This window comes from Pacificoceanicola onchidii, from assembly GCF_004804335.1.
Classification (GTDB): domain Bacteria; phylum Pseudomonadota; class Alphaproteobacteria; order Rhodobacterales; family Rhodobacteraceae; genus Pacificoceanicola; species Pacificoceanicola onchidii.
In genome coordinates this window covers 1-11,295 of sequence record NZ_SRXY01000002.1, presented here as the reverse complement: position 1 = coordinate 11,295, position 11,295 = coordinate 1, and the positions used below count along the sequence as shown (strand labels likewise).

Sequence of the window (11,295 nt, the reverse complement as noted above, 5' to 3'; positions counted from 1 at the left end):
TGCTGACAAGGCCGCTGCTGACAAGGCCGCTGCTGACAAGGCCGCTGCTGACAAGGCCGCTGCTGACAAGGCCGCTGCTGACAAGGCCGCTGCTGACAAGGCCGCTGCTGACAAGGCCGCTGCTGACAAGGCCGCTGCTGACAAGGCCGCTAAGCGCTGATGCGTCCATTTCGAGTGGTAGCACCGCAAGGAACGCTGGTCCCGATAGAAGACCTTCGGGACCATGTTCGTGCGGACACAGGCGAACAGGATCTCCGGTTGGCTTCCTTTGAGCGCGCGGCTGTTGCATATCTTGACGGTTATACCGGCCGTCTGGGTCGGTGCATTTTGCGTCAGAAATGGGCGCAGCCACTTAATGGTACGGAAAAGTTGGTGGACCTGCCATTTCCAGACTGTCGCGAGTTCTCCGTCGAGCAGCGCGATAGCGAGGGAGCATGGTCAGAGGTTGCGAACGTCACTGTCACAGTGGTGGATGATTGCGCCCTGTTGGAAGGGTTGCCGTTGGATCAAAGCGGCATCCACCTGATGTTTTGGGCAGGCTGGGACACCCCTGATGAGGTGCCCGAGAATCTCAAACAAGCGGTTTTCTTGTTGGCAACGCATTGGAACGACAATCGATCTGCCATCAACCATTCGGGGGCGAACTCTGAACTTCCCTATGGTGTTGAGACCATGCTCCAACCTTTCGTTCAAGTCTTCGGTTAATCGGGATGGCAAAGCACCTGCAGGCAGGCGACTTCGATCGCCGCGCGGCTTTTCTGTCGCAAGAGACGGCTGATGACGGGTACGGGAACAAGATCGCGACGGGGCTAACCAAACGCTTCACATTATGGGCCAACCTTTACTATCTGCGAGGTGGGGAAGAAGTGTTGGCGAGCCGTCTTCAGGGCAGGCAGCCGGTTTTGATTTCGGTGAAAGTGTCCTCCCTTTCCCGCCAAATCCTGTCCGATTGGCATTGCGAGATCGACGGAGTTCGGTACGCACTGAAAGAGCCGCCTCGGCCGGCACAGAGAAATAGTATCCTGCAGTTCCTTGCAGAGGTCGCGCGCAGCCATGGTTGATGGTGTGCCGGCGTTTCGGCGGTTCATGTACCAAACCGTACCCGCCCGTGTCCGGCAGGCTGCCAAGACTGCTCTGGAAGCCGGCGCGAATGAACTGGTTGAGCAAATGCGCCGACTGGCGCCGAAAGACACCGGCGCATTGCGAGACAGCATCAACTGGACCTGGGGCGATGCGCCGGCGGGAGCGCTCTATTCGGATAGAGTGGGAGGCGACGACACCGGCGGCATTCGGGTCACAATCTACGTGGGTGGAACCGAAAGAACGAAGCGTCGGCAAGCTAGGAATTCGGGGACACGATTGAGAGATCAGAACCGAAGCGGGTACTTCGACGCGGACAATGCGCGGTATCAGGAGTTTGGCACGTCCAGGATGCCAGCCAACCCGTTTTTTTGGCCGGCCTATCGGGCCACCAAGAGGCGGATCAAAGCCCGCATCACGCGGGAAATCAACAAGGCGATAAAGGCGCTCTGAAATGGCATCACCGGACACTGAGTTTCAAAAGGCCATGTATGACGCCCTGAAGGGTTCTCCTGAGGTCATGGCGCTTGTCGATGACGTCTATGACGATTTGCGTCTTGGTGGTCAGCAGGGCTTTTCAGATGCACCGTTTGGGTCAAGCGACGGGTATATTTCTTTTGGTCCTGAGGTGGCTGTGCCCGACGATGCGGAGTGTATCGATATGGATGAAATCAGCATCCAGATCGATGTTTGGTCCCGCAAGGTTGGCCGCGTGCACTGCAAGGCGATCTGTTCGGCCGTCCGGAAGGTTTTGAAAGATGTAGTGTTTGACCTGCCGACGCATGGGCATGTCACAACCGATTTGGACCTGCAGCGTATCCTGCCGGATCCTGACAACGCCATAACCCATGGCGTTCTGCAGTTCACAGCGCACATCGAGGAAAGGTAGCACCATGGCGAAAGCTGTTTTTCACGAGCCGTTCAATTTTTCGAGCCGCAAGCGGAATGTGGGATGGGGCGTCAAGGCCTCGGAGGCCCCGCAAACGTTCCCGGAAGAATTGGTGGCAGCCGCGGTTGCGGCAGGAGCTGCCACACGTGTTCCGCCAAGGCGGAAAGCAAAGTCCAGGAGCAACCAGGGCGAAAGCGACAGCTGACATCAGCTTCGTTCAATTCCGAAACCCAAGGCCGCCCGCAAGGCGGCTTTTTTCATGAGGTGATGACATGGTGAAAGCCACCACAGAAAAATATGAAGACATGGTTCTCGAAGTGGACTTCGACGATACCGATCCGAACCCGGTCTATGCCCGGATCTGCGGCATGAAAGGGGTGGAGTTCGATTTCGCTCTGAACACATCCGAAACCGAAGTCCCGGACTGCGACAACGAGGGCAAGCCGAATGAAGTCGAGCTCGACGCGCAATCGGTTGCTGTTTCGGTCACAGCATCGGGTGTCTGGGCGCAGCAGGCCAATGGCAGGATGATCACTTGGCTGAAGAGCGGAGCGTCCATTCCGGTTCGGTGCGGCCACATCAACGCGGCGGTTGGCGATCCGGAGTATGAGACCGGGCGCGCCAAGCTGGTTTCGCTCAAGAACGCCCGCCCGGACAACAAAGGCAAAGTGACGGCGGCAATCGAAATCAAGTTCGACGGAACGCCGGTTACCGAGAACAAAACCTGATGACGCACCGGGTTTCAAAAATCTGGGCTGGGGGTGAGCACGATTTTGCCCTTGGCCTGGCAGAGCTGCGCGCGCTTCAGAAGAATTGCGATGCGGGTCCGGAAGTGATCATGACGCGACTTCGGGTTGGGTCGTGGATGGTTGACGACGTGATCGAGGTTTTGCGCCTTGGCCTGATCGGTGCGGAGATGGAGCCAAAAGAGGCCGGACCCTTGGTCACCCGTACGTTCGAGCAATACGGAGCCTATGCGCTGAAGTTGGTCGCCTATGAGGTGATCACTGCAGCTCTGATCGTGGAGGCCGATGATCCGGTGGGGGAGCCGGACGGGGTGGAGCCGATGGCCAATCGGGAAAATGGCAATTCTCCCGAATCTACGGTGCCGGGGCCGTAATGGGTTTCACCCCTGAAGAAGTGGGCCGCATGAGCCTTTGGGAATTCATGGCGTGCCGGGATGGCTGGAATGTGGCTCACGGTGGCGACGGGCGAAAAGGTGGCGGCGCTGTGGCGGACTTCTCCGACGCGGAGTTGCGTGAGATGGGAATCGAGGGGTTCTAAAGATGTCGGATACTCCAGGGCTTTCAGTACCTCTCAATGTGAAGCTGCAACAATTCGAGCGGCAACTGGCGCGCGTAGATGCGTTGGCTACCAAGAGTGCCAAGTCCATTCAGGACAAATATGAGCAAGCCAATGGCAGGGTGGCGAATAGTTTTGCCAAATCGGCGGAGGCATCTGCACAGGTTTTCGAGCGCGCTATCCAAAAGGAAACCCGCGCGTTTCAGCGGCTGAAAGCGTCCGTCGATCCAGCCTATGCCGCACAGCGCCGTTACGAGGCTGCAGTGCGGCAGGTGGAGGCCGCAGTCCGAATGGGCGCTGTCAGCCAGAAAGAAGCAAACGCGGTCCTTGAGCAAGCGCGGGCCGCCCATTTAGGCGCAGGCCTCGCTGCCACGGCGGCGGCCGGACAGGCAGGCGGTTTCTTTAACGTCTCGCGCCAGGGACGGGCCGTGTTGATGAACACGACAAACCAAGTGTCGGATATGTTTGTTCAATGGGAGATGGGCACCAACGTGATGCGAATTGCGGGGATGCAGCTTCCACAAATGCTATCCGGGTTCGGTATGCTCGGCGGAACCCTGGGGGTAATCGCTCCTATTCTGGCCACCATCGCTGCCATCGGTTTTCCGGTCGCAGCTTTTCTTTTGGCTGCAGGTGACAATGCCGAGGAGAGTGCCGCCAAGGTCAAAACCTTTGCGGATGCCTTTGGAGATGCGGAATCCGCGATCAACAGCGCGTCCGCTGCTGTTGGCCGGGCTGCCAAAGGTGACCTCGAGGATCTGCAGAGCGCGTACGGGGCTGTCACACAGGAAGTCAAAAACCTGATCGAAGCCCTGGCGCGGCTGGAAGTGGAAAAGGCCTTGGTTGCGACCCGCACGGCTGTCGATAAGTTCTTCGAGGACAACTCGGGTGCCGCCGAAATCAGCGAAGCGCTCGAAAAGCGTAACGCGATGATTGAAGAAACGCAGTCGAAGATCGCTGAGCTTCAGGCTTCCCCTTTGGCCGGCTCCACAGTTGTTGTGGAGCAAGTTGAGCGGCTGCAGGGAATTCTGGCCAGTTTGGAAGACACCACATCGTTGGCGGAACACTTCAAGATTTCGCCGGAAGTGCTGACTTCCATTCATGATGCACAAGAGGCCTTGAACGCGGCCCGTCAGGCCGGAGATATGGGGCAGATAGCCGAAGCAATCGCCGACCTTCGGGCAGCGTTGGGCGATGCCAATGCCGATCTAGGCAAACTGTCGGACCAGCTGGCGGAAGCGGAGGATCTGGCGCGGCGGACCGACAACCAGGTCCAGCGTCTGGCTACGTCCGCAGGCACAGTCAACTTCGATGCGGCTACCGCCAGTGCGGCTCGGATGGCTGATGAGATCAACCGCGCAGTTGATGCCTTGTATGAACTGCGCGCTCAGGGTTTGACCGACTTGGAGACGGCGCAAATTCGGTACGAATATAGGGATGATCCAATCGGGCGAGCCGGGGCATTGGCAGGCGCAGAGTTCGACAGGCGCACCTCTGCGGTTTGGAATGCAGCGGCTTCGGCCGATCCGGATGCGTTGGCATCATATGACCGCCAGCGGGCGGAGGCGGTAGAAACTGCGCGCGAAATCGCACGGTTGAATGAGGCAAGCCGACCCAAGCGGAAATCAGGCGGCGGCAGGTCTGGCCGCACGGGCGGGGGAAAGGCCAAAGCGGAAGCCTTCGACCTGTTTGCAAACTCTGAAGCAGAAATCACGGCGCTGGAACGCCAAATCGAAATGATCGGCAAGTCTGCAAAGGAAGTCGCGTTCCTGACGGCCAAGTACGAGCTTCTTGATGCTGCCAAAGACAAGAACATCGACCTGGACCAGCGATCTGCCGACACAGGCAAAACCGTTCGCGAAGAGATCGACGCTCAAGCCGAGGCGATTGCAAATCTGACCATCAAGGCAGAGCAGTACGCTGCCCAGCAGGAGTTTATGAACGACCTGACGGAAGAGCTGCAGGATGGGCTGATCGACGCGATTGTTGAGGGTGAGAATTTTGCGGACGTGCTAGCTGATGTCGCCAAGGCTTTGGCCAAGGCCGCGCTGCAGGCGGCTTTGTTCGGCAAGGGGCCATTGGCTGGCGCTTTTGGTGGCGGCGAAGGGCTGTTGGGCTCGCTTTTCGGCGGAGGCAAAGGTGGGGGGCTGTCGTTCTTTGCCAAAGGAACGGACTACGCGCCCGGAGGGGCTGCGATGGTCGGCGAAGATGGGCCGGAGCTTGTGCATTTGCCTCGCGGATCGAAGGTGGTGCCGAACCACAGGCTGTCCCAGGGAGGTGGCCGCTCGCAAGTTGACGTTTTCGTCCATCCAAGCGGTGAGTTCGACACGCGGGTGCAGAGAATAAGCGGCGATGTCGCGACCACCGTCAGTGGTCAGATGATCAGCCAGAACAACCGCAGTTTTTCCGAGCTTCAGCGTAGGTAATCCATGGCAACAGTTATTGACATTGACCCTGCGCTGTTGCGGCGGGCGCATGAAAACTTCTGGTTGGACCTTGATGACGTATCGACAGGGCCGGGTTTGGACGGGCGCGAGCAGGTCCTATACTCGGAAAACCGGCGCTGGATCGGTCGCTTGGACCTGATCCGGTTGCGCCCGGATGCAATGCGACAGGCGATTGTCATAGGGGATCGGTTGCGCGGAAGGGCAAATGTCCTGCGCGTCACGTTATGCAACCATAGAACCTTGGTCTTCTCTGGCGATGCGCATCAGTTTTGGAGAGATGCCGGGCTTTCGCCCGATGACATTTCGCGCGGTCACACGCTCTTTGACGATGGTTCGACTTTTGACGATGGGGCGGGCTTTGCTCTGCCAGATGTTGGGGAGCCGACAGTGGTGGCAGACGCGCCCGCAGGCGCATCCGAAATCCAGCTTGACGGTTACCTGGGCCGAAATATCAGTGTTGCGGCATACTTTTCGATTGCTGATTTCTTGTACCGGGTCGAGGCCAACGTGGACGGCCAAATCCGGTTCAATCCACCTCTACGGCAAGCTGTCGCTGCGGGTGATCAGGCTAACGTCACGAACCCAACGGTACGCGTTCGGCTCCGCTCCAAAGCGGATTGGCGTCCGTTTTGCGAGTATTTTCGCAACGGCTCGCCGATGTCTGTCAACGTGGTCGAGGCCTTCGACCGATGATGGAGTTTGTCGCGGCGCAGCCGGAAGAGTACCGCGCGCCGGTCATGGAGCTGATCTCGGGCGGGGCGGTGATGGTTGCGGTGATGCTGCATCTGGACTTTGCAGATGAGCCCGTCCGGCTGTGCAATCGCAACGTGCCGTTCACGGATATGAAATGGGGTCATGAGTGGGGCGCGGGCGGTGGTCTGCTGGTGGGCCTGCCGGAGGTCACTGGGGGAGATGGTCAGCTTGCGCCGTTCCGCGAGTACCAGCTCGGCATGCCTGACGAGATGATCGACAACGAGCAAAGCGAGACCTGGGCCGCCGGGGTTGTGACCATGGTGGGTGATGTGTCGAACTATCGAGGGCGAGATGCGGGGCTCTATTTGCAGCTTTTCGATCCGGGCACGGAAACTCCTATGGGCCATCCTTTCGCAGTCGACATCGGGTTCATGGACCGGATGACGGTTTCGGTTCTGCGCGGCGGGGCCATTGTACGCCTGACCACAGAAAGCCTTTTGGCCCGCAAAGGTGTGCCGCCCTACGGGATGCTGACCTACTTCGACCAAAAGCGCCGGCACCCCACCGACGAAGGCCTGCAGTTCGTCACAGAGGCGGGCAAGCTGATCAAGTGGACTGACTGGTAAGATGCTGGCTGATTTCATTGCCTTGACCCGGGGCGATCCATTCGTCTGGGGGCAAAACGACTGTGCGCTTTGGGCGGCTTCTGCCGTCCGGTTTGAGACCGGGTTTGATCCTGCCGCCGATCTGCGCGGGACGTACAGCAGGGCGTCGTCCTGTCGGCGCATGATCCAGAGGGCGGGCGGTTTGTTGCGGTTGATCGAACCGCGCATGCGCTGGTCGGGATTGCGGGATCTGAGCGGCGACGGCGTGGCCGTCCTGTCTCTCGATGATGGCCATGAAGGCCAAACGCTGTGCGGGCTTATCCTGGACGGGCGCGCGGTTCTGCGGATGAAGACCGGCCTTCAGATCTCCGATGATTTCACGGTTCTGCGGGGGTGGTCATGGTAGCGGCACTTGGGGCTCTGATCGGCTACACGGGCGTGGGGGCGCTGTCCGTTGCCGGTGTGACGCTGGCGGTTGGTGGGTCTTTGACATGGGCCGGGATTGCCCTGAACGTGGCCGGGTCTCTGGCCCTCAGCACGCTGACCCAACCAAAGCTGCCGGAAGCGGCCAAGCCAGAGAATATCCAGGTCAACAACAAGAGTGCCACCGGGCCACGCATCGGCCACGTAGGGCGCGTTCTGGTGGGTGGCAACACGGTGTTCCATCGGGCGAAGAACGGCGTGTCTTACCGGGTGTTTGCGCATGGTCATGGCGAGGTCACGTCTGTTCTGGAAATCCAGCTGGACTCGCGGCCCGTGCCGTTGTTGCCTAACGGTGACGTTGACCGTGATCGTCCGCCCTACGTTCGACGCAGAGACGGTGGCCTGACGATCATTCCCAAAGTGCGGGTGCTTAGCAGAGAGGGTCTGGTTCCGAGCCCGCACTATGATCAGATCACGGACGTTTGGCCGGAGTGGACTGCAGATCACCGTCTGGACGGGCTTTGGACCAGTATGATCCGATCAGAGTCGGTCAGCGCGTCACGGTTCCGCAAGATTTTCCCGAATGGCGAGCCGACCTTGAAGGTGCTGGCCGAGACGGCGGCGTGTTTCGATCCGCGCACAGAGCTGTCCGGTTTCACGGAAAACGCGGCGCTGGTGATCAATCATTATGCGTCGCTGCCCGATGGGCTCAATCGGCCCGACGCCTTTGACGTGAATGACATCATCGCGGCGGCTGACATCTGTGATCGCGATGTCGCTTTGGCGGAGGGCGGGACAGAAAAGATGTTCCGCCTCGCGGGCTCGTACCTGCTGAATGAGAAGCCGCAGGATGTTCTGGGCCGCATGTTGACCGCCTGCGCAGGGCGGGTGCGCCTGAAGCCCACCGGCAAGATCGGGCTGAAGGTCGGGGCCTGGTCGCCGCCGGAGTTCACGCTTGGTTTTGGCGACATCCTCGAAGTCCAGGAGGTCAACCCCGGCCCGGACCTTCTGGACCGCTACAACCAGGTGGTGGGACGTTTCACCAGTCAGGACCTTGGCTACATCGAAGTGGATGCCGAGCCATGGCGGGATGATGTGCGGGTGGCAGAAGACGGCGAGGTTCTGACCGGGCCGGACAAGACGCTGATCATGTGCCCGTCGCATCGGCAGGCGCGGCAGTGCATGAAAATCCACATGGAGCGGGACAACCCCAAGCAGGAGGTCTCGCTGCTCTGCAAACCCAAAGCGCTGCCAGCGATCTATGAGGACACAATCGCGCTGGATGTGCCGCAACTGGCGTTGGTGGGGGACTATGAGGTCGCGCGCTACTCCCTGAGCTTCGAGAAGGGTCTTCTGCGGGCTGTCGCCCTGGTCCTGCGCAAGGTTGATTCAGCGGCCTATTCGCTGGCGCTCGCCGAGCAGGGCTCGGTGCAGGAACTGCCAGAGCCGGACAATGAGGAAGGTGTCCCTTTGCCGGAAAACGTGGTCGCAGGCGGGGCGGGGGTACAGGCGGCTGCAAACACCTTCGTCGCGGGGATCTCCGCAGGCTGGGCCGCGCCGCCAAGCGATGCGCTGTCGCCGGTGGTGCGCTACAGCAAGGCGGGCGAGGACAACTGGAAAGACGTGCCGGTCAACGATGAGGCCACGTCGGTCGAGATTTCCGGACTGCAGGACGGGCAGGCTTATGACGTCAGCGTGGCCTTTGTCACGCCCGGCGGGGTCGAGGGCGAAGAAGTGATTGTCGCTGGCGTCGTCGCGGTTGCGGTGGTCGATCCGCCTTTGCCGCCCACGGGCCTTACGGTCACCGATCAGGGCGGCGGCGTGGCGCTGGTCGAGCTGACGGCTTCTGCCTCCGCCTCGCTGTGGAAAACGGAAGTCTACCGCGACGGGGTCTTGGTCGGCTCGATCTATTCCGGGCCGGGGGCGGCGATTTCTTTGTCGGACAGTTCAAGCCCCGGCACCTTCGATTGGACGGCGCGTTCCGTCGATGTGTCGATCAAGGATTCGGCGACAGACGCAGGGCCGGTGACGGCCACAATTACCTGAACTCTCAGACATCAAGAGGTGTAAAGCATGGTGTTTCCACACGGGGGCGCGGGCCAGATTTGGCGTGACCAGGTCGGTCCAAACAACGATGGCAAGCCGGAAGATGAGGCGCACGGGCCAAAAAAATCGGAAATTCGCGGCTGGGGCGGCGCTGTCGAGGACCGGATCGAAGCGGTTGAAGGGTCCACCTTCGGCATCACCGCTTTGCGCCCGCGTGAAAGCGTTCAACTGCGCGCTACGACCAACAAAACGTTGTCGGGCGAGCAGACGATTGACGACGTGCTGACCAGTGCCAGCCGTGTCCTTCTGACGGCCCAAACGGACCCGGCGGAGAATGGGCCTTGGGTGACAGCCTTTGGCGCTTGGACGCGCCCTGCGGACGTCGATGAGGCGTCAGAGGTCAACCTGTCGGCCTTCTATGTGGAGGAAGGCACCTTTGGCGGCGGCAAGTCCTACGTGCTGGCCGTCGCCGCGCCGGATACCTTCGTTCTTGGGACGGATGCGATTGCCGTTCACCTCGCTGGCGATGCTGCGTCCCTGACCGGGCTTCTGGCGGTAGGGAACAACCTGTCGGATGTTTCGGACCCGGACGCAGCCAGGGCCAACCTGGGCGCGGCTGGTGCAGAAGACCTTGACGGTCTGGTCGCCGCCGAAGAACTCGCCGATGAGAGCGGGGCTGTGTTTGCCGTTGTCGACGAAGGCGGGCGGCGCACATGGATGGAGACCGCGCCGGATGGCGGACCAACCGACCAGGCGGCGGATCAGATCGGCGCAAAGCTGACGGCGGGCAACACGCCTGCGATGATGGCGACAGAGGATATTCTGGACGAATCCGGGGTTCTCTTCGGCTTTGTGGATGAACAGGGCCGCCGCACCGATCTGGAAGTTGGACCCGATGGCCGCTTCACGAAACGCGTCATTGACAGCATTCTGGCCGCGATGGAGGTCTCGGGCCGCGTTGTCTCCGGGCCGAACTTCGTGGCCTCCGGGGACAGCCTGACGGCGGGGTCTGGCGGCGGCGGGACAAGTTATCCCTCCGTTCTGGCTGGCCTGACCGGGCGGGTGGTGACCAATCTCGGCGTCGGGGGCGAGGGCTCGCGTACCATCGCCGGGCGGGTCGGGGCCTTGCCTTACCTCGCCACGCCTGCCGGTGATCAACTGCCTGCATCCGGCGGCGTCACGGTCACGTTGACTGGCACCGATGGCGGCGCTGTCGCGCCGCTCCTGCAGGGCAGCGCGGGCCTCAATCCCTGCACACTGGAAGGGGTGACGGGAACACTGTCGGAATCGGGCGGCACCTACACCTTTACACGCGCTGCATCTGGATCAGTGGTTCCGGTGCCCCGTCCGGCTCCGGTGATCACCGCGTCGGCTGCGCACAAGGGCGACATCCACTTGTTCTGGTGGGGCCAGAACGACGGCACCAACGATGCCACGGACATCATTGCGCGGATCCGGGCGGGGATCGACTGGATGGATGCGCTGGACAAGCGGTTTCTGGTCCTCGGCTTGACCACATCCACGCTGGATTACCGCGCACCCATGCACGCGCAGTTTTTGGTGGCCTTCGGGCGGCGCTTCGTGAACCTGCAGGAATACCTCGCCAGCTACGCCGCGCTTTCTGAAGTCGAGATCACGCCCACCGCGCAAGACGACGCCGACATCGCTGCCGGGATGGTCCCTGACAGCCTGCGCAGCGATGCGACGCACCTCAATGCCGCCGGTTATTCGCTGGTCGCCAATTGCATTCATAACCGGGCCATCGAGCTCGGCTTCCTCTAAGGAGAATACGCCGATGGGCAAGAAAATC

The 11,295-nt window shown here is 60.7% G+C and carries 13 protein-coding genes; all 13 read left to right on the top strand.

Annotation, left to right across the window (positions count from 1 at the left end):
• The first annotated feature begins 159 nt into the window (after window positions 1-159).
• The 13 genes from E4662_RS05305 (at window position 160) to E4662_RS05245 (ending at window position 11,267) form a co-directional block, all read left to right on the top strand.
• Window positions 160-705 (top strand): head-tail connector protein, encoded by a 546-nt coding sequence (locus tag E4662_RS05305; protein WP_136440310.1) that lies wholly within the window; start codon window positions 160-162, stop codon window positions 703-705.
• Between the two features lie 5 nt (window positions 706-710).
• Window positions 711-1,061 carry a phage head closure protein gene (locus E4662_RS05300; RefSeq protein WP_136440308.1) on the top strand — a complete coding sequence of 117 codons (351 nt, stop codon included), beginning with the start codon at window positions 711-713 and terminating at the stop codon, window positions 1,059-1,061.
• Window positions 1,054-1,533 carry an HK97-gp10 family putative phage morphogenesis protein gene (locus E4662_RS05295; protein WP_136440306.1) on the top strand — a complete coding sequence of 160 codons (480 nt, stop codon included), beginning with the start codon at window positions 1,054-1,056 and terminating at the stop codon, window positions 1,531-1,533. Before E4662_RS05300 ends, E4662_RS05295 begins: the two co-directional genes overlap by 8 nt.
• 1 nt (window position 1,534) lies before the next feature.
• A complete protein-coding gene (locus tag E4662_RS05290) occupies window positions 1,535-1,969 on the top strand; it encodes a DUF3168 domain-containing protein (protein ID WP_136440304.1) in 435 nt (144 codons plus the stop codon).
• A 272-nt stretch (window positions 1,970-2,241) separates the two neighbouring features.
• Window positions 2,242-2,697, top strand: a complete 456-nt coding sequence (locus E4662_RS05280; protein WP_136440301.1) for a phage tail tube protein — start codon at window positions 2,242-2,244, stop codon at window positions 2,695-2,697.
• Window positions 2,697-3,089: a gene transfer agent family protein gene (locus E4662_RS05275; RefSeq protein WP_136440299.1), complete on the top strand. Its 393-nt coding sequence runs from the start codon at window positions 2,697-2,699 to the stop codon at window positions 3,087-3,089. The genes E4662_RS05280 and E4662_RS05275 overlap by 1 nt, the downstream gene beginning before the upstream one ends.
• Entirely contained in the window at window positions 3,089-3,253 is a 165-nt protein-coding gene (locus tag E4662_RS24000; RefSeq protein ID WP_168797899.1) for a hypothetical protein, read from the top strand. Before E4662_RS05275 ends, E4662_RS24000 begins: the two co-directional genes overlap by 1 nt.
• A 2-nt stretch (window positions 3,254-3,255) precedes the next feature.
• Window positions 3,256-5,697 (top strand): coiled-coil domain-containing protein, encoded by a 2,442-nt coding sequence (locus tag E4662_RS05270; RefSeq protein WP_136440297.1) that lies wholly within the window; start codon window positions 3,256-3,258, stop codon window positions 5,695-5,697.
• Between the two features lie 3 nt (window positions 5,698-5,700).
• Complete coding sequence (locus E4662_RS05265; protein WP_136440295.1) at window positions 5,701-6,411, top strand: hypothetical protein; 711 nt, start codon at window positions 5,701-5,703, stop codon at window positions 6,409-6,411.
• Complete coding sequence (locus E4662_RS05260; RefSeq protein WP_136440293.1) at window positions 6,408-7,037, top strand: hypothetical protein; 630 nt, start codon at window positions 6,408-6,410, stop codon at window positions 7,035-7,037. The genes E4662_RS05265 and E4662_RS05260 overlap by 4 nt, the downstream gene beginning before the upstream one ends.
• A gap of 1 nt (window position 7,038) precedes the next feature.
• Window positions 7,039-7,422: a DUF6950 family protein gene (locus tag E4662_RS05255; protein ID WP_136440291.1), complete on the top strand. Its 384-nt coding sequence runs from the start codon at window positions 7,039-7,041 to the stop codon at window positions 7,420-7,422.
• A complete protein-coding gene (locus E4662_RS05250; protein ID WP_136440289.1) occupies window positions 7,416-9,485 on the top strand; it encodes a phage tail protein in 2,070 nt (689 codons plus the stop codon). Before E4662_RS05255 ends, E4662_RS05250 begins: the two co-directional genes overlap by 7 nt.
• Window positions 9,486-9,512: 27 nt before the next feature.
• Window positions 9,513-11,267, top strand: coding sequence for a hypothetical protein (locus E4662_RS05245; protein ID WP_136440287.1), 1,755 nt, complete (start codon window positions 9,513-9,515; stop codon window positions 11,265-11,267).
• Window positions 11,268-11,295: the final 28 nt, after the last annotated feature.